The 23,678-nt window shown below is 72.7% G+C and carries 20 protein-coding genes, 1 pseudogene and 1 riboswitch; of the genes and pseudogenes, 6 read left to right on the top strand and 15 right to left on the bottom strand.

What is annotated here, in order from left to right; genetic code table 11:
• Nucleotides 1–135 precede the first annotated feature (135 nt).
• Nucleotides 136–1,161 carry a 6-phosphofructokinase gene (locus QI554_RS08240; protein WP_281467533.1) on the bottom strand — a complete coding sequence of 342 codons (1,026 nt, stop codon included), beginning with the start codon at nucleotides 1,159–1,161 and terminating at the stop codon, nucleotides 136–138.
• A gap of 161 nt (nucleotides 1,162–1,322) precedes the next feature.
• Here QI554_RS08240 and glpK point away from each other — a divergent pair, with 161 nt between their 5' ends.
• Entirely contained in the window at nucleotides 1,323–2,795 is a 1,473-nt protein-coding gene (gene glpK, locus QI554_RS08235; protein ID WP_281467531.1) for a glycerol kinase GlpK, read from the top strand.
• 59 nt (nucleotides 2,796–2,854) lie between these two features.
• On the opposite strand, the gene QI554_RS08230 is transcribed toward glpK, so the two are convergent.
• Nucleotides 2,855–3,535: a response regulator gene (locus tag QI554_RS08230; protein WP_281467529.1), complete on the bottom strand. Its 681-nt coding sequence runs from the start codon at nucleotides 3,533–3,535 to the stop codon at nucleotides 2,855–2,857.
• Nucleotides 3,536–3,810: 275 nt separating this feature from the next.
• Here QI554_RS08230 and QI554_RS08225 point away from each other — a divergent pair, with 275 nt between their 5' ends.
• Nucleotides 3,811–4,173, top strand: coding sequence for a DUF2203 domain-containing protein (locus QI554_RS08225; RefSeq protein WP_281467528.1), 363 nt, complete (start codon nucleotides 3,811–3,813; stop codon nucleotides 4,171–4,173).
• A 21-nt stretch (nucleotides 4,174–4,194) separates the two neighbouring features.
• Here the strand turns inward: QI554_RS08225 and QI554_RS08220 are convergent, their stop codons facing one another.
• The 3 genes from QI554_RS08220 to QI554_RS08210 form a co-directional block, all read right to left on the bottom strand.
• A complete protein-coding gene (locus QI554_RS08220) occupies nucleotides 4,195–4,647 on the bottom strand; it encodes a MarR family winged helix-turn-helix transcriptional regulator (protein WP_281467525.1) in 453 nt (150 codons plus the stop codon).
• 157 nt (nucleotides 4,648–4,804) lie between these two features.
• Nucleotides 4,805–5,965: a MacS family sensor histidine kinase gene (macS, locus tag QI554_RS08215; protein ID WP_281467523.1), complete on the bottom strand. Its 1,161-nt coding sequence runs from the start codon at nucleotides 5,963–5,965 to the stop codon at nucleotides 4,805–4,807.
• Between the two features lie 64 nt (nucleotides 5,966–6,029).
• Nucleotides 6,030–6,863 carry a lysophospholipid acyltransferase family protein gene (locus tag QI554_RS08210; RefSeq protein ID WP_425527934.1) on the bottom strand — a complete coding sequence of 278 codons (834 nt, stop codon included), beginning with the start codon at nucleotides 6,861–6,863 and terminating at the stop codon, nucleotides 6,030–6,032.
• A gap of 174 nt (nucleotides 6,864–7,037) precedes the next feature.
• Here QI554_RS08210 and QI554_RS08205 point away from each other — a divergent pair, with 174 nt between their 5' ends.
• Nucleotides 7,038–7,829 carry an alpha/beta hydrolase gene (locus tag QI554_RS08205; protein WP_281467522.1) on the top strand — a complete coding sequence of 264 codons (792 nt, stop codon included), beginning with the start codon at nucleotides 7,038–7,040 and terminating at the stop codon, nucleotides 7,827–7,829.
• Between the two features lie 2 nt (nucleotides 7,830–7,831).
• Nucleotides 7,832–8,677 (top strand): LPXTG cell wall anchor domain-containing protein, encoded by an 846-nt coding sequence (locus tag QI554_RS08200; RefSeq protein WP_281467520.1) that lies wholly within the window; start codon nucleotides 7,832–7,834, stop codon nucleotides 8,675–8,677.
• A gap of 104 nt (nucleotides 8,678–8,781) precedes the next feature.
• On the opposite strand, the gene QI554_RS08195 is transcribed toward QI554_RS08200, so the two are convergent.
• The 6 genes from QI554_RS08195 to QI554_RS08170 form a co-directional block, all read right to left on the bottom strand.
• On the bottom strand, nucleotides 8,782–10,056 hold the full coding sequence (locus QI554_RS08195; protein ID WP_281467518.1) for an HAD family hydrolase: 1,275 nt from the start codon (nucleotides 10,054–10,056) through the stop codon (nucleotides 8,782–8,784).
• A gap of 204 nt (nucleotides 10,057–10,260) precedes the next feature.
• Nucleotides 10,261–11,205 (bottom strand): ROK family glucokinase, encoded by a 945-nt coding sequence (locus QI554_RS08190; RefSeq protein ID WP_281467517.1) that lies wholly within the window; start codon nucleotides 11,203–11,205, stop codon nucleotides 10,261–10,263.
• 54 nt (nucleotides 11,206–11,259) lie between these two features.
• Nucleotides 11,260–11,646 (bottom strand): DUF5304 family protein, encoded by a 387-nt coding sequence (locus QI554_RS08185; protein ID WP_281467515.1) that lies wholly within the window; start codon nucleotides 11,644–11,646, stop codon nucleotides 11,260–11,262.
• Nucleotides 11,647–11,728: 82 nt separating this feature from the next.
• Nucleotides 11,729–13,240: an ArsA family ATPase gene (locus tag QI554_RS08180; protein WP_281467513.1), complete on the bottom strand. Its 1,512-nt coding sequence runs from the start codon at nucleotides 13,238–13,240 to the stop codon at nucleotides 11,729–11,731.
• A 5-nt stretch (nucleotides 13,241–13,245) separates the two neighbouring features.
• Entirely contained in the window at nucleotides 13,246–13,716 is a 471-nt protein-coding gene (locus tag QI554_RS08175; protein ID WP_281467886.1) for an SRPBCC family protein, read from the bottom strand.
• Nucleotides 13,717–13,799: 83 nt separating this feature from the next.
• Nucleotides 13,800–14,567: a metallophosphoesterase family protein gene (locus tag QI554_RS08170; RefSeq protein WP_281467511.1), complete on the bottom strand. Its 768-nt coding sequence runs from the start codon at nucleotides 14,565–14,567 to the stop codon at nucleotides 13,800–13,802.
• Between the two features lie 213 nt (nucleotides 14,568–14,780).
• Here QI554_RS08170 and QI554_RS08165 point away from each other — a divergent pair, with 213 nt between their 5' ends.
• Nucleotides 14,781–16,595, top strand: a complete 1,815-nt coding sequence (locus tag QI554_RS08165; RefSeq protein WP_281467509.1) for an AMP-dependent synthetase/ligase — start codon at nucleotides 14,781–14,783, stop codon at nucleotides 16,593–16,595.
• Nucleotides 16,596–16,708: 113 nt separating this feature from the next.
• Here QI554_RS08165 and QI554_RS08160 read toward each other — a convergent pair whose 3' ends face one another.
• Entirely contained in the window at nucleotides 16,709–17,860 is a 1,152-nt protein-coding gene (locus QI554_RS08160) for a glycosyltransferase family 4 protein (protein WP_281467507.1), read from the bottom strand.
• A 56-nt stretch (nucleotides 17,861–17,916) separates the two neighbouring features.
• Between QI554_RS08160 and QI554_RS43535 the strand changes: the two genes are divergently transcribed.
• Nucleotides 17,917–19,290 carry a glycosyltransferase 87 family protein gene (locus QI554_RS43535; RefSeq protein ID WP_425527933.1) on the top strand — a complete coding sequence of 458 codons (1,374 nt, stop codon included), beginning with the start codon at nucleotides 17,917–17,919 and terminating at the stop codon, nucleotides 19,288–19,290.
• Here QI554_RS43535 and QI554_RS08150 read toward each other — a convergent pair.
• From QI554_RS08150 to QI554_RS08140, 3 genes and pseudogenes are all read right to left on the bottom strand, one after another.
• Nucleotides 19,271–20,248, bottom strand: a pseudogene (locus QI554_RS08150) (M48 family metallopeptidase); the annotation flags it as partial. The gene QI554_RS43535 and the pseudogene QI554_RS08150 overlap by 20 nt on opposite strands.
• Nucleotides 20,249–20,533: 285 nt before the next feature.
• Nucleotides 20,534–21,928 carry a hypothetical protein gene (locus tag QI554_RS08145; protein WP_281467502.1) on the bottom strand — a complete coding sequence of 465 codons (1,395 nt, stop codon included), beginning with the start codon at nucleotides 21,926–21,928 and terminating at the stop codon, nucleotides 20,534–20,536.
• Between the two features lie 113 nt (nucleotides 21,929–22,041).
• On the bottom strand, nucleotides 22,042–23,112 hold the full coding sequence (locus QI554_RS08140) for a C40 family peptidase (protein ID WP_281467500.1): 1,071 nt from the start codon (nucleotides 23,110–23,112) through the stop codon (nucleotides 22,042–22,044).
• 10 nt (nucleotides 23,113–23,122) lie between these two features.
• Nucleotides 23,123–23,279: riboswitch (cyclic di-AMP (ydaO/yuaA leader) on the bottom strand.
• Nucleotides 23,280–23,678: the final 399 nt, after the last annotated feature.

Here is a 23,678-nt window from a genome sequence, read left to right as displayed (position 1 = left end):
GCCCCGCGCGAGAGTTCACACGTGCGGCGTGGTCACGACGGTCCGGGCCGCCGGGCGATGGTGCGCCGTACGCCCGGCGGCTCGGACCGGCTGAGGCGGTCGTCGGCCCGACGGCTCGCGCCGGGCCGAAGCGGCTCAGCCGAACAGGGTCTTCGCCTCGTCGTACAGCGCCGGCGGAACGGTCTTCAGCTCGCGCGTCGCGTCCCGCAGGTCGACCGTGACGATGTCCGTCCCGCGCAGGGCGACCATCTTCCCCCACTCGCCCTCGTGCACCGCGTCGATGGCGTGGAACCCGAACCGGGTCGCCAGCCAGCGGTCGAACGCCGTCGGGGTGCCGCCGCGCTGCACGTGGCCGAGGACGGTGGTGCGGGCCTCGTGGCCGGTGCGGCGCTCGATCTCGGAGGCCAGCCAGTCGCCGATGCCGGACAGCTTGACGTGCCCGAACGCGTCCAGGGTGGCGTCCTTGGTGACCATCTGGCCCTCCTTGGGGACGGCCCCTTCGGCGACCACGACGATCGGCGCGTAGTTGGTGCGGAACCGGCTCTCCACCCACCCGCAGACCTGCTCGATGTCGAACTGCTGCTCGGGGATGAGGATGACGTTGGCGCCGCCCGCCATCCCGGAGTGGATGGCGATCCAGCCGGCGTGCCGCCCCATCACCTCGACGATGAGCACGCGGCGGTGCGACTCGGCGGTGGTGTGCAGCCGGTCGATGGCCTCCGTCGCGATGTTGACCGCGGTGTCGAAGCCGAAGGTGTAGTCGGTCGCGCCGAGGTCGTTGTCGATCGTCTTGGGGACGCCGACGACCTGCACGCCGTGCTCGTACAGCCGCGTGGCCACGCCGAGCGTGTCCTCGCCGCCGATCGCGACGAGCGCGTCGACCTCGAGCTTCGCGAGGTTCTCGCGGATCCGGTCGACACCTCCGTCGATCTTCATCGGGTTGGTGCGGGACGAACCGAGGATGGTGCCGCCGCGCGGCAGGATGCCGCGCACCGCCTGGACGTCGAGCGTCTGGGTGTCGGCCTCGAGCGGGCCTCGCCAGCCGTCCCGGAATCCGACGAAGTCGTACCCGTAGTCCGCGACGCCCTTGCGGACCACGGCCCGGATCACCGCGTTGAGACCGGGGCAGTCGCCCCCACCGGTCAGCACTCCGACGCGCATCGAGCTTCCCTTCGCCTGCCGAGACGGGATCGGACGTATGGATCTTTATCCGGTACGCCCGTGCTCCACGCTACCTCTCCGGCCCCGCCTGCCCCGCCCTCGCAACAACCCGTTCGGAGGACCTCGTTCGGGTGGACCGCCACCGCATAAAGTCTCGTCCCATGAGTGTCCTTGCGATCGATGCCGGTACCACCGGGGTGACCGCCCTCGTCGTCGCCGAGGACGGCGGTGTGGTGTCCCGGGGCTACCAGGAGTTCCAGCAGCACTTCCCGGAGCCGGGCCTGGTCGAGCACCAGCCGGAGGAGATCTGGCAGGCCGCGTTGCAGGCGTGCCGCGAGGCGTTGGCCGGGGCGCCCGAGACGCCGACGGCGGTGGGCATCACCAACCAGCGCGAGACGGCGGTGCTGTGGGACCGGCGCACGCTCGCGTCGCCGCGCCGGGCGATCGTGTGGCAGGACCGGCGCTCGGCCGGTGTCTGCGCCGAGTTGGCCGAAGCGGGCCACGAGCCGCGCGTCGCGGAGCTCACCGGGCTGCGCCTCGACCCGTACTTCACCGCGACGAAGCTGGCCTGGCTGGCCCGCCACGACAAGGCGGTGTGGCGCGAGGTGGAGTCGGGCCGGGTGGCGCTCGGGACGGTCGACGCGTACCTGATCGCGCGGCTGACGGCCGGCCGCACGCATGTCACCGACGCGTCGAACGCGTCGCGCACGCTGCTGTTCGACATCACCGAAGGCCGCTGGTCGGCCGAGCTGTGCGACCTGTTCGGCGTGCCGATGGACGCGCTGCCGCAGGTGGTTCCGTCGTACGGCGTCGTCGGGCACACCGATCCCGTGGCGTTCCTGGGCCTGACGCTGCCGATCGCGGGCATCGCGGGCGACCAGCAGGCGGCGCTGTTCGGGCAGGCGTGCCACGAGCCCGGCGACGTGAAGTGCACCTACGGCACGGGCTCGTTCGTGCTCATCAACACCGGTGACACGCCGGTGCGTTCGTCGGCGGGCCTGCTGACGACCGTGGCGTGGGGCGGGCCCGACGGCTCCCTGACGTACGCGCTGGAGGGCTCGATCTTCGTCACCGGCGCCGCGGTCCAGTGGCTGCGCGACGGCCTCGGCGTGATCGGCGCGGCCGCCGAGACCGAGCCGATCGCGCGCACGGTTCCGGACTCCGGCGGCGTGGTGTTCGTGCCGGCGCTGACCGGGCTGGGCGCGCCGGACTGGGATCCGAGCGCGCGCGGCACGATCCTCGGCATCACGCGCGGCACCACCCGCGCGCACCTGGTGCGGGCGACGCTGGAGGCCATCGCGTTCGAAGTGCGGGACGTCGTCGACGTGATGACCTCCGACGCGGCCCTCGACCTGCACACCCTGAAGGTGGACGGCGGCGCGTCGGAGAACGGCCTGCTGTGCCGTATGCAGGCCGACCAGCTCGGCGTCACCGTCGAGCGCCCGAAGGTCAGCGAGACCACCGCGCTCGGCGCGGCCTTCCTGGCCGGGCTGGGCACCGGCGTGTGGTCGGGGACGGACGAACTCGCCGCCACCTGGCAGCTGGACGCCCGCTTCGAGCCCGGCCCGCGCGACGACGGCGCCTATGCGCGGTGGCGGATGGCGGTGGAGAAGGCCAAGGGCTGGGTGCTGTAGGCGAAGCGGAGGTCAGGCGTCGGACGTCCGGCCTGTCCGGCCTGTCCGGCGTCGGAACGTCAGTCGTCGAGGCCGCGCTCGATCGCGTACCGCACCAGCTCGACCCGGTTGTGCAGCTGCAGTTTGTTGAGCGTGTTCTGCACGTGGTTCTGCACGGTGCGGTGCGACAGCACGAGCCGTTCGGCGATCTGCTTGTACGACAGGCCCTTCGCGACCAGCCGCAGCACTTCGGTCTCGCGGTCGGTCAGCCGCGGCGCGGCCGGTTCGCGCGAGCCGGTCGCGGCGGGCGTGGTGGCGATGCGCCGGAACTCGCCGAGCACCAGGCCCGCGAGGCCGGGCGTGAAGACGGCGTCGCCCTGCGCGGTGCGGGCGACCGCGTCCAGCAGCTCGGCGGCGCTGGCGGACTTGACGAGGTACCCGGTCGCGCCGGCCTTGACGGCTTCGAGCACGTCCTCCTGCTCGCCGCTCGCGGACAGCACGAGGATGCGCACCGTCGGGTCGTTCTTGACGAGTTCGCGCGCGACCTCGTCGCCGCTGAGCTTCGGCAGGTTGAGGTCGAGGACGACGACGTTCGGCGCGGTCGCGCGGGCCCGCCGGATCGCCTCGGGCCCGTCGCCCGCGGTCGCGACGACGTCGTAGCCGGCCTCGGCGAGGTCGCGGGCGACGGAGTCGCGCCACATCGGGTGGTCGTCGACGACGAGTACGCGGATCGGGGTGGTCTCCGGTGCGGTCTCGGTCATCGGGGGTCCTCCACAGCCGGTCCGGCTGGTCCGTGTCGTCCGTCCTGGCCGGCGGCGCCCGCCGGCTGATGCATCGTCAGACGCGTTGCCGCGCCGGGACAGAACTTAGCGGAAGGGCCCGCCTGCCACCCAGGCGCTTGGCGCTCGCCCACCCGTCGCCCCCCACCGCCCACCCGTCTCCCCCCACCACCCATATTCGCGTCGCTTCGCTCCCAGCCTTGTCGATTCGAGAGCGCTTCGCGCTCGCCCCTCCTTGTACGTGACAAGCTGGCCCCATGCCCCTGTTCACGATCGACGAGGCCCGTGACACCCTCGCCGACCTGCTGCCGGTCCTCGACGAGATCGTCGCGCTGCGCGCGACCGCCACGGAGCTGGCCGCCGATCTGCCGCACGCCGACGGGCCGACGCCGCACGGCGGACTGCCGGAGCTCAAGGGCATGCACGCGCGGCTCGACGAGCTGATGACGCGGGTGCAGTCGACCGGCGCCGAACTCAAGGGGTTCGCGCCGCTGCTGGTCGACTTCCCGTCCGAGGTGGACGGCGCGCCGGTCCACCTGTGCTGGCTCGAAGGGGACCGCGCGCTGGCGTGGTACCACCGCCAGGACCTGGGCTTCGCGGGACGCCGCCCGCTCACCTGACCGCGGCCGCCCGACCGGGCGTCAGCCCTCCTGGCACTCGAAGTGCTCGGCGGAGCTGCGCAGCCGCCCGAGGATGCGCCGCAACGCGGCCAGATCGCTCGCGGTCAGGTCCGCGAACAGCTCGGCCTCGAGCTCGTCGAGCGCGGCGTCGGTGGTGTCCAGCGCGGCGCGCCCGGAGTCGGTGATCTCGACGATGTGCCGGCGCCGGTCGGCGGGGTCGCGGCGGCGCTGGAGGAGCCCGCCGTCCTCGAGGTCGTTGAGCAGTGCGACGAGGACGCTCGGGTCGACCTCGAGGCGCTCGATCAGCTCCTTCTGGCTGACCGGTCCGTCGGCGAGCCAGCGGAGCGTCATGACGTGCCGGGGCATGAGCCCGGTGAGGCCGAGGGCCGCGCGCATCCGGGTGTTGGCGATCGCGCCGTGCCACGCCAGGCCGAGGACGAGCCGGTCCGCGGGTCCTTGGGGCTGCGCTGCCATGGCCACACCGTAACAGAGCGCGAACGACGGAACCGGGTCGACTGTTTCGCCCGTCCGCCGAGGTCAGCGCGGGTTCGCGGACGGCCGTCGGGGCCGTCCCCGACCGGCGTCGCGGGCCCCGGCACGGCACCCTGCGTGACGGTTCGGCCCGCGACGGTTACGCATGCTCGGCGGCGACGGCCTGCCGGGGCAGGCGCAGTTCGACCTCGGTGCCCTGACCCGGGATGGAGGTCAGGACGGCGGTGCCGCCGACGTCCCGGAGCCGGCCCTCGATGGACTGCGAGACACCCAACCGCCCCGCGGAGCGCGCTTCTTCGAGGCGACCGGGCGGAATGCCGGGGCCGTCGTCGCGGACGCTCACGATGATCTCGTCGGGCTCGTCCTCGAGCAGGATCCACGCGCGCGCGTCCTCGCCCGCGTGCCGCCACACGTTGTCGAGCGCCGCCGACGCCGCCGCGACGAGCTCGCGCGCGACCGGCGTGGGCAGCAGCACGGGTGTGCCCGGGGACGCGACGCTGACCCGCGAACCCGCCAGGCGGCCGAGCAGCGTGCGGACGTCGGCACGGGCCGGTTCGGCGCCGACGCCCGAGCCGGGCAGGTCGAGTTCGTCCAGCTCGGCCGGTGCGTCGGACACCAACTGGCGGAGCGCCGCCTCCTGTTCGCCGGCGAGCCGGCCGAGTTCGGCCGCCTCGCCGCCGATCTCGGCGCCGCGCCGCTGCACGAGGGCGAGCACCTGGAGCACGCTGTCGTGGATGTCGCGGGCGAGCCGTTCGCGTTCCCGTGTGGCGGCCTCGAGTTGGAGGGCGCGGGCGAGCGCGCGCTCGCTGGCCCGGGCGAGTTCGACGACGTAGCCGATGGCGGTCGCGGCGAGCATAAGGAGCACGATGTTGTGCAGGTTGCTCTGCGTCATCTCGCCGCGTTCGGCGATGTTGGCGCCGCCGGTGACGAGCGCGGCGACCGCGCCGGTGCGCCAGCCGCCGAAGATCGACCAGGCCAGCACGGGGGCGGACGACCACACGGTGGGGAGCGTCATCTTGCCCGCGTCGACGCGGGCGATGTCGTCGAGCCAGCGGGTCGCCAGGACGCTGCCGACCGCGATCGCTATGTCCGCGCCGAGCAGCGGCCAGCCGCGCAGCTCGGGCTTCTCGAACGCGTACATGGTGTACGCGGTCCACAGCGTGAGGGTCCCCATGACCATCCAGCCGCCGAGCGGGTAGCGGTACTGGTCGGCGACGCCGACGTACTGCACGATCGCGTAGCCGAGGGCGAGGAGGCGGAAGACCGCCAGCGCGCGCCACAGCGGTTGCTCGACCGACATGCTTTCCCCTCGTCCGCCCGGTGCGGCTTCGCCGCGCGTCGATGGTAGGGGGCGGGCGGCGGCCTCAGGCAGAGGTGTCGTCCTTCTTCTCGGCCTTGTCGTCGGCCTTGTCCCCGCCCTTGTGGGCGGCCTTCTCCGCCTTCTCCGCCTTCTCGGTCTTCTCGGTCTTCTCGGTCTTCTCGGCCTTCTCGGCCTTCTCCGCGGCGGCGATCTGCTTGCGCGCCTCGGCGACGGCCTTTTTCGCGTCGGCCGCGTAGACGTCCACGTACTCCTGGCCGGACAGCTCCATCAGGGCGTACATGATCTCGTCGGTGATCGAGCGCAGGATGAACCGGTCGTCCTCCATGCCCTCGTAGCGCGAGAAGTCGAGGGGCTCGCCGATCTTGATGCCGACCCGCATCACCTTGGGGATGACCTTGCCGGGCGGCTGGATCTTCTCGGTGTCGATCATGACGACGGGGATGACCGGGGCGCCGGACTCCAGCGCCATGCGCGCGATACCGGTCTTGCCGCGGTACAGCCGGCCGTCGGGCGAGCGGGTGCCCTCCGGGTAGATGCCCAGCAGCTGGTCGTGCTTGAGCACCTTCAGCCCGGCGTTGAGCGCGGCCTCGCTCGCGCTGCCGCCGGTGCGGTCCACGGGCAGCTGCCCCACGCCCTTGAAGAAGGCCGCGGTCAGCCGGCCCTTGACGCCCCGCCCCGTGAAGTAGTCCATCTTCGCCAGGAACGTGACGCGACGCGGCAGCATCGCGGGCAGGAAGAAGGAGTCCGAGAACGACAGGTGGTTGCTCGCAAGGATCGCCGGCCCGCGGTCCGGAACGTGCTCCTTACCCTCCACCGTGGGGCGGAAGAACAACCGGAGCAGCGGGGCGATGATGGCCTTCATCAGCCGGTAGAACAACCGTGGCCTCCTCTTCAACCGACTCGAACCTTAGAGCATGGCTACTCGCGAGTCGCCTGGGCGGGCGTACGCGGCTGTACGGGGTGCGCGCACCCATGGGAACATTCCCCTGGGCCCGGCCCCGATGAGCCCACCGCCGACAGAGCGCCATGAGGATGTGGAAGGAGCCGCCCGGTGTCGATCCTGCCTGGCGCCGAGCCGTACCAGCATGACGGAGGCCCCGTCGGATTTCTGCTGAGTCACGGTTTCACCGGCACGCCGCAGTCGATGCGGCCGTGGGCCGAGCACCTCGCGGCGGCCGGGCTGACGGTGTCGCTGCCGCTGCTGCCGGGGCACGGCACCCGCTGGCAGGACATGGCGCTCACCACGTGGCAGGACTGGTACGCCGAGGTCGAGCGCGCGTTCGACGCGCTGCGCGAACGCTGCGAGACGGTCTTCGTCGGCGGCCTGTCGATGGGCGGCACGCTAGCGCTGCGGCTCGCCGAGCTGCGCGGCGACCAGGTCGCGGGCCTCGTGCTGGTCAACCCGTCGGTGCACGCGGACGACCCGCGGCTGAAGGCGCTGCCGGTCCTGAAGCACCTGGCCAAGTCGGTCGCCGGGATCGGCTCGGACATCCGCAAGGAGGGCGTCGTCGAGCTCGCGTACTCGCGGACGCCGCTCAAGCCGCTGCACTCGCTCGTGAAGGCGTGGCCGGTGGTGCAGGGGGACCTGCCGCAGATCACCCAGCCGGTGCTGCTGTTCCGCAGCCCGCAGGACCACGTGGTCGCGCCGGCCAACTCGGAGACCGTCCTCGCGCGCATATCGTCGACCGATGTGACCGCGGAGTTGCTGCCGGACAGTTACCACGTGGCCACGCTGGACCACGACGCCGAGCGCATCTTCACCGGAAGCCTGGAATTCGTACGCCGTGTTGCCGCGTTCGACGGTAAGGACGGCGACGACGCCAAGGACGACGCGAAGGACTGAGAGTGCCAGGACGCGGCAACGGGCTCGACGCGGAGTCGTACAAGCCCCTGACCGACCTCGAACCCGGGTTCGCCGACGACATGCTCGCCGTGCTGCGGACCGAGGGCGTGGCGGCCTATGTGACGCCGCTGGACGAGGAACCCGACCTGCTCCGCCTGTGGGTGGACGCGGCGGCGACCTCGCGCGCCCGGGCGCTGCTGCGCGAGCGGCGCGCCGAGGCCGTGCCCCCGAAGGCGGCCGCCGAGCCGGCCGAGGCCCCCGCGGACACCGCCGCGGAGTCCGGCGCGGCCGGCGACGGGGCGACCGCGACGGTGAAGCCGGCCGCCTCGCCCGCCGCCGAGCCCGACGAGGACGAGGTCTGGGCGCAGATCGTCGCCGGCTTCGACGCCGAGGTCAGCGACCCGGTGCCGCGCTGGCCGGTCGCCGAGGACGTCGACGGCACGACCAGGACCGGCAAGGGCCGCGGGACCCCGGGCAGTGGCATCATCCGCCCCGGCGACGGGTCGTTCCGCATCGGCGTGACCACGCCGGGCCCGCGCGACTGGACGCCCGACGAGGGCCGCCCCGAGGACGGGGAACCGGACGAGCTCGACGAGGACCCCGAGGCGCACTTCGTGCCGCCGCCCCCGCCGCCGCTCCCCAAGACGGACCTCGCCACCAAGACGGCCTGGCTGGCGCTGCTCGGCGGGCCGTTGTTCCTGGTCGGCGCGGTGCTGCTGGGTCGGCCGATCGGCGAGTGGACGACGTTCATGGCCGTCGCGGTGTGCGGCGGCGGCTTCGTCGCGCTCGTGTCGCGGCTGCGGCGCGACCACGACGAGGACGACCCGGACGACGGCGCGGTGGTCTGACCGGCTCCCGCCGACGCGTCCGCCATACCTGTGGAACCCCGAAGGGGACCGGCCCCGAGCGCCGGTCCCCTTCGTCGTTCTCCGCAGCCGACGGCTGTGCGTGCTCAGCCGTGGACCGTGTCCAGCTGGTCCGGCACGATGTTGCCGGCGTCGTCGCGCAGCGGCGCCTTGCTGCCGTCGGGGTTGACGTAGCCCGCGGTCGAGCAGGGGTACGGCGAGCTCTTCTTGCCCTTGGGCTCGATGAACATCGGGTTCACCAGCCACTTGCCGTCGTCGTTCGCGTACGCGCGGCACATCAGCTCGGTCTTGTTGCGGTTGACGGCGAGCCGCAGCCCGGTCGCGTCGCGCACGAAGGTGGCGTCCGTGTCGGAGTCGCCCGCCGCGAACTTCTGCCGCCGGTCGGCCGGTTGCTGCTGGTTGGCCTTGGCGCCGCGGATCCCCAGGACGTCCTGGTTGATAAAGCAGCGCTTGCCGTCCGAGTAGGTGATCACCGAGTTGTCGCCGGTGCCGCCGCAGCCGGGGATGTCGTACGTGCGCTTGCCGTGCCGGGTGCGCGCCTCGATGCCGACCACCTCGTCCGGGTCGAAGCCGAGCGACGTGGCCCACACCTGGACGACGGTCTCCGGGGACGCGGTGATGATCCGCACGTCGAAGCCGGCCCGGCGCAACGTACCTATCAGGTCCCGCTGTTGGTCGTAGTAGCGCACCCAGCCGGCGACCTGGTGGGTGCCGACCTGCTGCGTGGCGTCGACGGGCGCGGCGAGGTTCTCGGCGCGGGCGGCGGCCGCGAACTCGCGGACCTGGCGCTCGGTGTAGCCGGCCAGCAGCTGGTTGGCCCAGGCGTACGCGGGCTCCATGCGGCGGTGGTCGTAGCCGTCGAACGCGACCGCTCCGCCGGTCGTGGCGCCGTTGGAGTACACCGACAGGATCTCGTCGGCGCAGCGCGTGTCGGTGCCGGTCGGCAGGCCCTCGCCGGCCGGGGTCGCGGTGCCGCACGCCGCCGACAGCGCGGCCGCCGCCGCCTGGGTCAGGTACGGGCTGGTGCGCGTCCAGTCCTTGGCCGGCGGCTGCTGGACCTTGTCGTGGCGCAGCAGCCAGAACGTCGTGGCGTCGCCGACGTCGTTCTTGACGACGGTGTTGTCCCAGTCGAACAGCGCGAGCGGGCGCGGTCCGTGCCGGTGGCCCGCGCCGCAGCGCCCCGCGTCGTCGATGAACGCCTGGAGCGCGGCCCGGTTCTCGCCGTACCACGGCAGGCTCGCGTCCAACGTGGGGCAGCCGCGGTCAGGGTGCCCCGTCGGCGCGGCGGTCGCCGCCGTCATCGGCAGCATCCCCGCGATCGCGATCCCCGCGGCCAACCCGGCCCGAACGCGTGCCCTCATGCGTGGTCCCCTCCGAAAGCGTCTGTGGATGGCCGCAGTTCTACGGCGCGCGGTCACGCGTCCACAAGGCGCACAGAGGGGATCCGGCGGGACTTAACCCGATCTTTACAAAGGTTAAGTGCCAGACCATTAACCGTTCACCGGACGGCTACGGAGTCACGGTGTTCCCCGTCGCCCGGCCTGCGGGACAACGGGGTACGGAGATCAGCGGCGGGCCAGGTCGGCGGCGCCCACCAGGCCGGCTTCCGGGCCCATGCTGGCGACCAAGACGTCGGCGGCCGGGCGGTGGCCGCGGGTCAGCACGCGCTGGTACGCGGCCAGCGCCGGGGCGAGCAGGAGGTCGCCGGCCTCGGAGACACCGCCGCCTAGGACGAAGGCGCTCGGGTCGAGGAGGGCGGCCAGGTCGGCCATGCCCTGGCCGAGCCACTCGCCGACGTCGCGGAACGCGGCCAGCGCCACCGGGTCGCCCAGGCGCGCCGCCTGGGTGACGTGCGGGCCGCGCACGCCCTCGGCCGTGCCGTCGCCGAAGGCCAGCAGCTTCTCCGCGGCCTGCGGCTCTCCCGCGGCGCGTTCACGGGCGAAGCGGGTGAGCGCGTTGCCGCTCGCGTACTGCTCCCAGCAGCCGAAGTTGCCGCAGCCGCACGGCAGACCGTCCGGGACGACCCGCATGTGGCCCGGCTCGCCCGCGATGCCGTACCGGCCGCGGACCAGCTCGCCGTTCTGGACGATCGCCCCGCCGATGCCCGTGCCGACGGTCAGGCACACCACGTCGTCGTGCCCCGCGGCCGCACCGAACCGCACCTCGGCCCACGCCGCCGCGTTGGCGTCGTTCTCGACCACGACCGGCAGCCCGACCAGCGCCTGGATCCGGTCGCGCAGCGGCTCGTCGACCCACGCCGACACGTTCGCGGAGAACATGACCGTCGCCCGGTCCGCCGCGATGAACCCGGCCGCGCCCAGCCCGACCGCCTCGACGGCGCCCGCGCGGTCCTGGCACAGGTGCCGGACCACGTCCCCGATGGCCTCGGCCACCGCGGCGGGGTCCTTCGGGGTCGGCACCTTCACGCGGTCCAGGACCACGCCCGCGGCGTCGACGACACCCGCCAGGATCTTGGTGCCGCCGATGTCGACGCCGATCGTCAGTCCCATGTCTTCCTCGGTGAGTTCGGTGGAGCGGTGGAGCCCCGCGGGCGCGGCGGCGGATCAGTCGTCGTCGAGGTCCACGCGTTCGGCCCGCGCCGCGCGCGACGCCCAGCGCCGTTCCTTGTCGGCGACGAACGCGCGGTACGCGGCCTTCAGCTCGTACCCGGCCGCGCCCAGGTGCGCGGCGGCCTCGGGATGCTTGCGCACCAACGGCTCGACGACCCGGCCGCGCAGCACGGCGGCCTGCCCGGCCAGCGCCTCGGCGAGCTTCCGCGCCTCCTCGGCGAGCCGGTCGGCGGGATCGGGACGCGGCCCGTCGGACGGCGGGGGCTCGGCGCCCGCACGCTCACCGCGCTCACCGCGCGGCCCGTCGGCGTCCTCACGCGCGCCCGGGAGCGGGTCGGCGACCGCCGCCCACGCGTCGTCGGCACCGTCCGTCGTCTTCATCGAAGGCTCCACCCGCCGCATTCTCCCGCGCGGTCGACCGGTTGTGCGAACTGTGCAGGCAGCCTGCCCTTTCGGCGGGCGGTCATGTCCGCATCCACACGGCCGGATCAGGGACGAACCGCACCCGCAGCGTGCCGGCGCGCAGCCCCGCGCCCTCGATCGTGCAGCGCCGCAGCGCGGACGGCAGCGGGATCAGCCGACGGTACGCGCCGACGGTCACGACCAGTTCGTCGCCGCGCCGCAGCAGGTCCAGGTCGCCGCGGTCGGCGCCGGGCAGCGGCACGACGAGGATCAGCCGGTCGCCGTCCTGCTCCACCGCGAACCCGTCGGCCGGACGTGCGCCGCCTTCGCCGGTCGGCGGCAGCGCGGCCGCGAACGCGAGCAGCGCCGCGAGCCCGACCGGCTCGGTGTCCAGCGCGGGAACGGCGGTGACGGCCGCCGACGGGAACAGCTCCCCCAGCGCGGCGACCCGCTCGGGCGGCACCTCCCCGCCGAAATGCCCGCCGTTGACGACGACGTCGTCGACCCGCCTGCCGTACAACGCGAGCGCGGACGCGGCCCGGCGGTCGGCGGCGGCCGCGACGGTCCCCGCCCGGGTGACGAGGCGCACGGCGGTGTCCGGCCCGTCGACGACGGCCCGGATGGCGTCGAGCTCGGCGATGACGCGCCGCGCGGTGTCGTACACCCACTCGTCGGGCATCGGCAGCCCGGCGACCGCCGCGAGCACGGGCCGCAACGACCGCGCGGCCTGCCGCTCGACGGGCAGCAGCCGGTCGAGATAACGCGCAAGCGACTCAGGCAGCGCCAACGCGAGCGCAGTACGGTCGACCGGCGGAAGGTCGACGACGATCAGGTCCCACTCCCCCGACCCGGCATGCCGCGCCAACGCCCGCAACGCCAACGCATCCGCGGCCCCGGGCACCGCAGTGATCTCCTCCGCATCCAGCGGGTCGACCCCGACGAGCGCAAGCAGGCCACGCAACTGCTCCTGCACGAGCAGAAACTCCCGCTCGAACTCCTCCTGCACGGCCACCCGCGCAGCAAAGAACACCCCGGGCTCGCCGGCCGCCGCGCCTGCGGAACCGGTGTCTCCCTGCCCCTCGCCATCGGGGCCGTCATCAAGCGAAGCGTCCACACCGCGCCGACCCGCCTCACGTGCGGCGTCCGCGCCCGCGGAACCGGCGTAGCCCGGCCCGTCGCCACCGCGCGTCCGGCCAGCGGAACGCCCCGAACCGCCACGGGGCGCCGCGCCGTCAGCCGACGCGCCCGTGGAACCGGTGTCTCCCTGTCCCCCGCCACCGGGGTCGTCGTCAAGCGAAGCGTCCACGCCGCGCCGATCCGCTTCTTGTGCGGCGGTGGCGCCGGGCGTTTGGGTGTCCGGGGCGTCGTCCCCGGGCTCGTCGGAGGTCGCGTCCCACACCTCGACCGGGTCGCCGGTCAGTTCGACGGCCAGGACCGTGTCGGCGTCGGCTGTGCCGTCGGCGGCCAGGAGGAGGACGGTCTGGCCGTCTCGGGCGGCTGCGGCTGCTGTGGCCGCGGCCACGGTGGTGCGGCCGGCGCCGCCGGGGCCGGTGACGAGGAGGACGCGTGTCATCCCGCTCAGAGGGTCTTGTCGGAGGCGGCCGCACCGCCGGGGCGCTGTTCGACGCGCTTCTTCAGGCCGGAGAGCGCGCGGTCGATGATGACCTTCTCCGCCTTGCGCTTGATCATCCCGAGCATCGGGATCTTCACGTCGACGCGCAGCTCGTAGGTGACCTCGGTGCCCGTCGCGAGCGGCCGCAGCGAGTAGGACCCGTCGAGCGACTTGAGCATCTGGCTGGTCACGAGCGTCCAGCGCACCTCGGTGTCGCCGTCCCACGTGTAGGCGAGCACGTGCTCGTCCTTGATCGCGCCGGCGTCCAGGAGGAACCGCACGCGGGTGCCGCGGCCGATGGCCTCGTCCTCCTCGAGGACCTCGGCCTCCTTGACCTCGCCGGTCCAGTCCGGGTACTTGGCGAAGCCCGCGATCACGGTCATCACCTCGGCCGGGGTGGCGTCGATCGTGATGGTCGATCTGGTCCGTTCCGCCATCGCCAGCAGCCCTCCGGAAGCCGTCAACTCGCACGCCGCCCCGGTCGGGGGGCGCTGCGGTCCCTGGAAGGCTATCGCGTCGGCTACCAGGCCAGCACGAACGGCTTCCCGGTCGCCTGGAAGTGCCCGACGTTGACGCATTCCGTCCGCCCGATCCGCATCCGCCGGGCCAGCGGCTGGTGGACGTGCCCGAACAGCGCGTAGTCCGGCTGGGTGGCGCGGATGGCCTCCAGCACGGCCTCGCTGCCGCGCTCGAAGCGCCGCGCGACGACGTCGTAGGTGAGCTCGGGGACGGCCGGCGGGATGTGGCAGCACAGCACGTCGACCTTGCCGAGCGCGGCCACCTTGGCGGCGTACTCCTCGTCGGAGATCTCGTAGGGCGTGTGCATCGGGGTCCTGAGCCCGCCTCCGACGAACCCGAACCGGCGTCCGCCTATGTCGACGGTCGCGCCGTCGAGGACGGTCACGCCGTCGCGCACGTAGTCCTTCCACAGCGCGGGGAGGTCGACGTTGCCGTACGTCAGATAGGTGGGGTCGGGGAACGCCGCGAACAGGTCGGCGTACTGCCGCCGCACCGCGGTCTCGATCGCGGTCTGCGGGTCGGTGTCGAGGGACGCCCACAGCGACCGGGAGAAGTCCCGGGCCTCCTCGAAGCGCCGGGCCGTGCGCAGCTCGACGAGCCGGACCGCGTTGTCGCGCCCGAACAGGTCGGGGAAGATCCCCTGCGTCAGGTCGTGGTAGTCGATGAACAGGATGAGGTCGCCCAGACACACCAGGGCGTCCGCACCGTCGCCGGCCCGGGCCAGCGCCCCGGCCTCTCCGTGCACGTCACTGACCACATGGACCCGCATGTCCGCAGCGTACCGGCGCGGGCACGCGGGTCGGCGTGTGCCATACCCTCGGAGGGCACAGTCGACATAGAGGGCACGGCGAAACGGGGCGGCGCCCGCCGGGCGCCGCGTGAGGTGACGCATGGCACAGGATTGTCACGACCCCTGTCACTCGCACCTTACTTGCCAGTAACGTCTGCCCGACCACTGGCAACCGCCAACGAGGAGCAGTCCGTGCGCGAGTTCAGCGTCCCGGCTTTGGCCGAGGTACCCGCCGAGGGCAACCTGACCGACATCATCAGGACCAACGCGACGGAGGCCCCGCACGCCCCGGTCCTGTCGCGCAAGGTCGACGGGCGCTGGCGCGACGTGACCTCGGCGGAGTTCCTCGTCGAGGTGTACGCGGCGGCCAAGGGCCTCATCGCGTCGGGCGTGGGCCCGGGCGACCGGGTCGGCCTGATGTCCCGCACGCGCTACGAGTGGTGCCTCTTCGACTTCGCGATCTGGTGCGCGGGCGCGGTCACCGTGCCGATCTACGAGACGTCGTCCGCCGAGCAGGTCGAGTGGATACTGAACGACTCCGAGGCCACCGCGGTCATCGTCGAGTCGGCCGCACACGAGGCGATCCTCGAGTCGGTGCGCGGCAACCTGTCCGAGCTGAAGCACGTTTGGCGTATCGAGCAGGGTGAAAGCGCGGACGACGGCACCGCCGAGGCGGTGCTCGCCGCGGCCGGCGCCGCGCTGCCGGACAGCGCCGTCGAGGAGCGCTGCGCGACGCTGACCGGCGAGTCGATCGCGACGCTGATCTACACGTCGGGCACCACGGGCCGGCCGAAGGGCTGCGTGCTGACGCACAGCAACTTCTTCGTGCCGACGACGAACCTGATCGCGCTGCTCGAGGACCTGTTCAGCGTCAAGGACCCGTCGTGCCTGCTGTTCCTGCCGCTGGCGCACGTGCTCGGCCGCGAGCTGCACGTCATCTGCATGCAGGCGCGGGTGCGCACCGGGCACTGTCCGGACATCCGCCAGCTCACCGCCGAACTCGCCGAGTTCAAGCCGACCTTCGTGCTCGCCGTGCCGCGCGTGTTCGAGAAGGTCTACAACACCGCGACGGCGAAGGCCGAGGCGGACGGCAAGGGCAAGATCTTCAAGGCCGCCGCCGACACCGCGATCGCCTACAGCGAGGCGCTGGACGCGGGCGGCCCGGGCCTGGTGCTCAAGGCCAAGCACGCGCTGTTCGACAAGCTCGTGTACGGCAAGCTGCGCGCCGCGCTCGGCGGCCGCTGCGAGTTCTCGGTGTCCGGCGGCGCCCCGCTCGGCGCCCGGCTGGGCCACTTCTACCGGGGCATCGGCCTGACCATCCTGGAGGGCTACGGCCTCACCGAGTCGACCGCGGCGACCGCGCTCAACCCGACCAAGGCGGTCGGCATCGGCAGCGTCGGCGTGCCGATCCCGGGTTCGGCGATCCGGATCGCGGACGACGGCGAGATCCTGCTCAAGGGCGCCAACGTCTTCCAGGGCTACTGGAAGAACGACGCGGCGACGGCGGACGCCTTCGAGGACGGCTGGTTCCGCACCGGCGACCTCGGCCAGCTGAGCGACAAGGGCTACCTGACGGTCACCGGCCGCAAGAAGGAGATCCTGGTGACGGCGGGCGGCAAGAACGTCGCCCCGGCGGTGATCGAGGACCGCATCCGCGCCCACTCGCTGATCAGCGAGTGCATGGTGGTCGGCGACGCCCGCCCGTTCGTGGCGGCGCTCGTGACGATCGACCCGGAGACCTTCCCACGCTGGAAGGAGCAGCACGGCAAGCCGGCTGACGCGACGGTCGCCGACCTGGTCGACGACCCGGACCTGAACGCGTCCGTGCAGGAGGCGATCGACGAGGGCAACAAGGCCGTGTCGAAGGCCGAGGGTGTGAAGAAGTTCCGCATCCTCACGATCAACTTCAGCGAGGAGAGCGGCCATCTGACGCCGTCGCTGAAGCTCAAGCGGAACCTGGTGATGAAAGACTTCGCGGGCGACGTGGAGAACATCTACGCCGGCTGAGACCACCGCACCGCGCACCCCGCCACAAGGCCGGGCCGTCCCCGCGACGGCCCGGCCTCGGCCTTTCCGGGCCGAGGCGCGCCGCACGAGCGCGCGGAATCGCGTCCGCGCCGCTAGCCGTCGTACCCGAGCAGGCCGCGCAGCCGCCCGGCCAGCAGGTCCCAGCGCCACGCCTCCTCGACCCAGCGCCGCCCGCGCTCGCCCATCGCGGCGGCCTTGACCGGGTCGCTCAGCAGTTCGGAGACGCGCGCCGCGACGGGGTCGGGGGTGCGCCCGTCGACGACGTAGCCGGTGTCGCCGTCCAGCACCGCGTCGGGCGCGCCGCCGGAGTCGCCGGCGACCACCGGGCGTCCGGTCGCGGACGCCTCCAGGTAGACGATGCCGAGGCCTTCGACGTCGAGCCCCTTGCGGCGGGTCCGGCACGGCATCGCGAAGACGTCGCCGGCCTCGTGGTGCGCGGGCAGTTCGGCCCACGGCACGGCGCCGGTGAACACGACGGACCTGCGCACCCCGACCTGGTCGACGAGCTTCTCCAGGTCGCCCCGGTACGGCCCGCCGCCGACGACGAGCAGCGCGGCGTCCGGCACTTCGCGCAGGACGGCCGGCATGGCGCGGATCAGCGTGTCCTGGCCCTTGCGCTTCACGAGCCGCGACACGCACACCACGACCGGCCGGTCGGCGAGCCCGTGCCGTGCGCGGACCTCGGCGCCGCCGACGCCGGGCCGGAAGACCGTCTCGTCGACGCCGGGCGGCAGTTGCACCATCGCCGCGGCGGCGTCCGGGCTGAGCACCGGCGCGATCTTCGAACGCGTGTATTCACCCAGGTAGGTGAGCGTGTCGACGCTGTCGCCGATCCGCCGCAGCAGCCGCCGGGAGCCTGGCAGTTGCGCCCAGCCTGCCTCGTGCCCGTGCGTCGTGGCCACCAGCCTGCGCACACCCGCCTCGCGCAGCCCGACCCCCATGAGGCCGAGCGGCGCCGCCGCGCCGAACCACACCGCGTCGCAGCCTTCGGCGCGCGCGATGTCCTTCGCGCGCCGGAACACCCACGGATTGGGCACCATCATCTTGGTGGCGTCCCGCACCACGGGGAACGGCTGTTCGCGGTCGAACGCCCGCACCTCGCGGTTGTCCTTCCACGACGAGGTGTAGACGACCACGCTGTCCGCGGGCAGCCGCAGCGCCATCGAATGGACGAACGACTGGATGCCGCCCGGACGCGGCGGGAAGTCGTTGGTGACGATCAGGGTCCTGGCGGTGCTCTTCATCGGACCCCGATGATTCCAGACGGTACGGTGGCACGCACGACGGCGACGAGGAGAGCATGGGCAGGCGGGAACTCCGGTGGAGCGTCGTCGCCGCGTGGCTGGTGTCGCGCGGCTGGCTGTTCCTGGTGACCCTCGACGTGTTGTACGACCCGTACCCGATCGTGAAGACGGACGTGTCGGGCATCTACGAGCCCTGGTTCCAGGTGCTGCGCGACGGCACGTTCCCCATCGAGGACGTGATGTGGCAGTACCCGCCGGGTGCGGCGGGCGTGTTGCTGCTGCCCGGTCTGCTGCCCATGTCCTACCCGCACGCGTTCTTCACCCTGATGCTGCTGTCGGACGCCGTCGCGTTCGCGTGCCTGCTGCGCGGCCGCTCGCTGTGGGGCGCGGCCCTGTGGACGGCCGCCGTACCGCTGCTCGGCCCGATGATCCTGTCCCGCTACGACCTGCTGGTCACCGCGCTCGCCGTGGCCGCGCTGCTGGCGTCGGCCCGGCGGCCGTGGGCCGGCGGCCTGCTGACGGGGGTCGCGGCGGCCGTGAAGGTGTGGCCGGTGCTGCTGCTGGTCGGCGCGCCGCGCGGGCGGCGGTTCCTCGAACTCGCCGTGTGGACGCTGATCGGCGCCGCCGCCGTGGTGTGCGGCTTCGCCGCGGCGATGCCCGGCGCGTTCGACTTCCTGAGCGCGCAGCGCGACCGCGGCGTCGAGGTGGAGTCGGTGTTCGCGACGCCGTTCCACATCGCGCGCTTCTACGGCTGGTCGGGCCGGGTGAGCTTCAACTACGGGTCGATGGAGTTCCTCGGCCCGCAGGTGTCGCTGGTCGGGCGGCTGAGCCTCGCGGCCAGCGCGCTCGCCCTGATGTGGCTGCTGCTGTGGCGGATCAGGGCCCGCGTGTGGACGCCCGCCACGCAGTTCGACGCCGCGCTGACCGCGGTGCTGCTGTTCGTCGTGACCAGCCGCGTGCTCAGCCCGCAGTACCTGGTGTGGCTCGTCGGCCTCGCGGCGGTGTGCCTCACCCGCCGGGAGACCTCACAGCGGCCGGTGGCGGCGCTGATCCTGCTGGCGGTGCCGCTGACCACGTGGGAGTTCCCGGTGTGGTTCGGCTGGGTCATCACCGGGGAGCCGGAGGCGGTCACGGTCCTGCTGCTGCGCAACGCGCTGCTGGTGGCCGCCGCCGTGTGGTCGGCCGTACGGCTGTGGCGCGCCGGACGGCCCGCGATCCGTCACGCGACCGCCCCGCGCACCCCCGCCGAGGCCGACGCACCGGCCGACCCGCCGGCCGTCGAGCCGGTCGGCGCCGCCGCGGCCTTCAGGGCTTCCGATTGGCCCCCTCCGGCACCCCGTGAAGTTTCGCCCAGTCCCGCGCCAGCGCGATCCGTTCCGCCGTCGACGGATGCGAGCCGAACAGCGCTTGGAGAACCGGGTTCGGGGTGAGGTTGGACTTGTTGGCCAGCGCGAGTCGGCGCTGCATCGCGATGAACGCGTCCGGATCACGCGTGAGGTCCAGCGCGTGCACGTCCGCCCGTGCCTCCAGGCGGCGGCTGACGAGCATCTGAACCGGCCCGGACAGCGTCGTCACGACCGCCACGACCGCCAGCAGCAGCGCGAGCGCGCGCGGATCCCCCGCGCCGTCCGCCGACGCGCGGCGCAGCAGCGGACTCCAGTTCATCAGCAGCCCGACGACGCAGATCCCCGCGGCCACCCCGGCGGCGCCGATCAGCGTGCCGTGCAGCACGTCGTTCCGCTTGGCGTGCCCGAGCTCGTGCGCGGTGATCAGCTCGATCTCGCGCTGGTCGGCGGTGTTCACCGTGGTGTCGTACACGACGATGCGGCGGGTCGAACCGAAGCCCGACACGTAGGCGTTGAGCGCGGTGGTGCGCCGCGACGCGTCCGCGACCAGCACGTCCTTGACCGGCACGCCGTCCTTCTCGGCCAGTTGCAGCAGCGACGTGCGCAGCGGGCCCTCCGGCATCGAGTGGAAGTTGTTGAACGCCGGCTCCACGAGCAGCGGGTACAGGAACGACACCGCGACCACCAGCAGCGCGCCCGCCCCCGCGGCGACCGGCCAGGCGGCGCGCGGCCAGTGCCGCACGAGCGCGAACAGCCCCAGCAGCACCGGCAGGACGAGGGCCGCCGACATGCCGAAGCCCTTCGCGACGTCCACCCACCAGTCGCCCCACGACTGCACGGACAGCCCGTACTTGCGCCGCACGACCTCGAGACGGGCGTCGAACGGCAGTGCCACCGCGCGGCCTACGAGCATCAGCACCAGCCCGCCGAGCAGTACCTGCCACACCCAGCCCCCGCCGAACGGGCGCGCCACCGCGGTCACCAGGCGGGCGCCTATCGGGGTCAGGCCGAGCAGCAGGCTCACCACCAGCGACAGCGCCATCGACAGGTAGACCGGCGGCCGGGCCTGCTCGGCGAGCGCGCGGCCGCGGGCGATCTCGGCGGCGGAGAAGTCCCGTGCCGCGTCCGGCGCCACCGAGCCGCCGGGCACGTGCGGCAGCGGGCGCCACGGCGTGGTCAGCACGACGGCCGCGACCAGCACGACGGCGGTGACCGCGAGGCACACCACCAGGATCTTCTGAACGGTCATGCCGCGGGGTCCCTCCCGAGTGCCCGGAGCGTTCCGGCCGACGACGGGGTGGACCGGCCCCTCCCGCCCTCCGGGAGGCTACTTCACCTGTGCGCGGACGTACTGCACCCAGGCCTTGGTGAACTCGTCCGGGCTGATCCCCAGGGTCTGCACGAACGCGCCGGTCATCCGGGTGTTCTGGTCCGGCGCGCCGGTGCCGTCCGGCGGCGCCTCGCCCACCTCGCGGTACAGCGCGACCAGCTTCGCCTGTCCCCACCGCTCGGCGACCATGCGGCAGGCGAGCCAGCCCATCTCGTACGCCTGCGGCAGCGCGTCCTGCGTCGTCTCGAACTGCTGGTCGGACGGCAGCGTCTGCGGCACCCGGCCGTCCCGCACGTCGCGGCGCAGCTCGGGCGCCGCGCTGCGGATCGTCTGGCCGGAGTTGAGGTAGCCGACGTAGTCGGCGAAGCCCTCGGACAGCCACGTGGGCGTCCAGTTGCGGGTGAAGGCGCGGCTGGCCACGTGGGTGATTTCGTGGGTCATCACCACGCGCCGCTCCACCGGACCGAGTTCGCGGAACGCGTCGGGGTTGACGATGACCCGGTCGGCGGCCGCCGACTCGGTGCTGGCGCCGCGCTCGCCGGTGGTGACCGCGGCGATCCGCGCGTACTTCTGCGGCTCGGCGCCCAGCAGGCGGGCCATCTGCTCCTGGTTGCCCGGCACGACCACGACGGCCTTGCCGGCCCACTCCCTGCCCCACACCTTGGCGACGTCGGGCACCGCGGTCTCGACGTCCTTCTGGTACGACTTCAGGTCGTTCTTGTTGCCGATGCCGAGCACGATGCCGGTCTTGTCCTGCAGCACGTTCACCGGGCCCAGGTCCCAAAGCTGCAGGCCGGGCTTGAGGCCCGCCTGGCGGCCGTCGCTGTCGGCGGCCACGTACCAGGTGCCGTCGCGCAGCACGAAGGTGAGGAACTGGCTGCTGCGCACCGGGGCGTTGTCGAAGTCGGTCAGCCGGTACGCCACGTCCACCTGCGCGGTGAACACCTGTTCGGCGGCCAGCTCGGCGCGCCGTGCCGACGGGAGGCTGAACGGGTCGGGGGTGACCAGCTCGAAGTCGAACGCCCCGAACGGGACCTGCGCGGCGTTGTCGAACACGGCCGCCTGCGCGTCCCGGAACGCGGCCGCGCGCGGGTCGACCGTGGCCAGATAGGCGGCCTTGTCGTGCGCCCGTACCGCTGCGGCGCGGCGCTCGAGCAAATGGGTGATCTCACCGCGGCGCGCGTCGGGCCGCTGGCCCTGCGCGGCGGGACGGCCGGATTCCGCTCCGTGCGGCGCGGGTGCGGCGGCGGTCTTCGCGGGAGACGGGGACGACCCGTCCGACCCCAGGCCGATGACGCCCAGGGCGATTCCGAGCTGCACCGTCGCGCACAACGCGACCAGCACCAGGAGCCACCGCGGGATCCGTCGCACCGTCAGGCTCCGGTCGTCCACTCACCGATCGTACGAGACCCGGAGGGTGGTTTCCCGCCGAGTGTGCCGCACGGGGGAATGCTCCCCCGGCACGGAGCCGGGGGAGTCAACGCGCGGGATGACCCGCGGCCGCGTCAGGAGACGCGCACGACCTTGGCGATCGGCATCGACTTCAGCGGCGCGTAGCGCACGTTGGTGCCCGGCTTGGGCGCGTGGATTATCTGGCCACCGCCGGCGTAGATCGCGACGTGCGTGTACCCGCTGTAGTACAGGACCAGGTCGCCCGGCTGGATGTCGTCGACCGACACCGCGCGGCCCGCGCCGGCCTGGGCCTGGGAGGTGCGCGGCAGCGAGACGCCGGCCTGGCGCCAGGCCCAACCGGTCAGGCCCGAGCAGTCGAAGGAGCTGGGGCCGGTCGCGCCGTAGACGTACGGCTTGCCGATCTGCGCGGCGGCGGCCGCGACGGCCGCGGCGGCGCGCTCGCTGACGGGGACGTCGGTCTTCGGCGCGTCCGGCGTCGTCGGCGTGCTCGGCTGGCGGTTGTCGTTGCGCGAGGCGCGGTCGGTGCTGTCGCCGTGGCCGTCGTCCGCGAGGATCGCGTCGCGCTCGGCCTTGGTCAGCGTGTTGAGCAGCTGCTGGGCCTTCTGCAGCTTCTGCTCGACCTCCGCCTTCTTGGAGGAGAGGTTCTTGCGGGTCTGCTCGAGCTCGCCGAGCTTGTGGGAGGCCTCGGTGCGCTCCTGGTCCAGAGTCCGCTTCTTGCTCTGGATCTGCTGGATCGCGTTGGCCTCCTGCGAGGAGACCTGGTCGAGCGCGGCCGCCTGGCGCAGGAACTCGTCCGGCTGGCCGGAGAGCATGAGCTGCAGCGTGGGGTCGATGCCGGCGCCGCGGTACTGCGCGCTGGCGATGGCGCCCATGGTGCCCTGCAGCGCGACGAGGTCGGACTGCTCGGCGGCGATCCGCTCCTGGACCTGCGCGACCTGCCCCTGGAGCTGCTCGGTCTTCTCCTGGAAGCCGTTGAGTTCCTCGGTGGCGATCTCCGCCTGGTGGGTCAGCTCATTGATCTGAGCCTTGACCTGGTCCTTGGACAGTGCCGGGTCCGCGTGGGCGGACACGCCCGGAGACAGCGCGACCACACCGGCCGCAGCGGCCGTGATCACGCCGACGCGCGTCTTGCTCGGCTTCTTGGGCCGTCGGTGGGACGCCACGCAGGCGAACTCCTTCTTCCTCCGGCCGCCTACCGGGTGAGCTGACGGGTTCGGGCTGGAAGTTGCCCTACGGCGCGGCATGCCGCGCCGATTCACCCCAGGGAATGTGGTTCCCCGGCTCCGACCCGGTCCCCCGTCGACCGCGCCGGACTCGGCGGTAGTCCCCACTGTCGCCCTGGCTGGGCGAGCAACGTCGCGGGCACTCAGCCCGAGACATTAGTGACCTCCGCGTGATCCGTTCAAATCAATCCGCAAATTTTTACGAGCGACTCCCCGATTAACCCGTCGAGATCCACGAGGCGTGATCAGAGAGCTACCATCTGTTCATATTTTCTCGGCGGCTTCGCGCGCGGCGCGGGTGGCTGGACGGTCGGCGCGCGCGGCTCGGGCGCGGGCGGCCCCGCTCGCCCTTCGCGCAGGTCAGGGTCGTACCGAAGGGGCGGAATGAGGCCGCCTTCGGCGAGCACCTGGAGAGCGGCGAGGGTCTCGTCGTCAAGGTCGACACACCTGGCAATTCCGGAATTCAGGACGATCGCGGAATCCCCCGAATCGGTCGACCTGGGGCG

Origin of the sequence: Yinghuangia seranimata (genome assembly GCF_029953285.1) — a bacterium.
GTDB lineage: Bacteria > Actinomycetota > Actinomycetes > Streptomycetales > Streptomycetaceae > Yinghuangia > Yinghuangia seranimata.
The sequence above is the reverse complement of the archived record's forward strand: the minus strand, read 5'-3'. Positions and strand labels throughout refer to the sequence as shown.

Bases quoted from the DNA above. Each gene is read 5' to 3' on its own strand.
- QI554_RS08240 (WP_281467533.1), bottom strand. From the start codon at position 1,161: ATGCGCGTCGGAGTGCTGACCGGTGGGGGCGACTGCCCCGGTCTCAAC.
- glpK (WP_281467531.1), top strand. From the start codon at position 1,323: ATGAGTGTCCTTGCGATCGATGCCGGTACCACCGGGGTGACCGCCCTC.
- QI554_RS08230 (WP_281467529.1), bottom strand. From the start codon at position 3,535: ATGACCGAGACCGCACCGGAGACCACCCCGATCCGCGTACTCGTCGTC.
- QI554_RS08225 (WP_281467528.1), top strand. From the start codon at position 3,811: ATGCCCCTGTTCACGATCGACGAGGCCCGTGACACCCTCGCCGACCTG.
- QI554_RS08220 (WP_281467525.1), bottom strand. From the start codon at position 4,647: ATGGCAGCGCAGCCCCAAGGACCCGCGGACCGGCTCGTCCTCGGCCTG.
- macS (WP_281467523.1), bottom strand. From the start codon at position 5,965: ATGTCGGTCGAGCAACCGCTGTGGCGCGCGCTGGCGGTCTTCCGCCTC.
- QI554_RS08195 (WP_281467518.1), bottom strand. From the start codon at position 10,056: ATGAGGGCACGCGTTCGGGCCGGGTTGGCCGCGGGGATCGCGATCGCG.
- QI554_RS08190 (WP_281467517.1), bottom strand. From the start codon at position 11,205: ATGGGACTGACGATCGGCGTCGACATCGGCGGCACCAAGATCCTGGCG.
- QI554_RS08185 (WP_281467515.1), bottom strand. From the start codon at position 11,646: ATGAAGACGACGGACGGTGCCGACGACGCGTGGGCGGCGGTCGCCGAC.
- QI554_RS08180 (WP_281467513.1), bottom strand. From the start codon at position 13,240: ATGACACGCGTCCTCCTCGTCACCGGCCCCGGCGGCGCCGGCCGCACC.
- QI554_RS08175 (WP_281467886.1), bottom strand. From the start codon at position 13,716: ATGGCGGAACGGACCAGATCGACCATCACGATCGACGCCACCCCGGCC.
- QI554_RS08170 (WP_281467511.1), bottom strand. From the start codon at position 14,567: ATGCGGGTCCATGTGGTCAGTGACGTGCACGGAGAGGCCGGGGCGCTG.
- QI554_RS08160 (WP_281467507.1), bottom strand. From the start codon at position 17,860: ATGAAGAGCACCGCCAGGACCCTGATCGTCACCAACGACTTCCCGCCG.
- QI554_RS43535 (WP_425527933.1), top strand. From the start codon at position 17,917: ATGGGCAGGCGGGAACTCCGGTGGAGCGTCGTCGCCGCGTGGCTGGTG.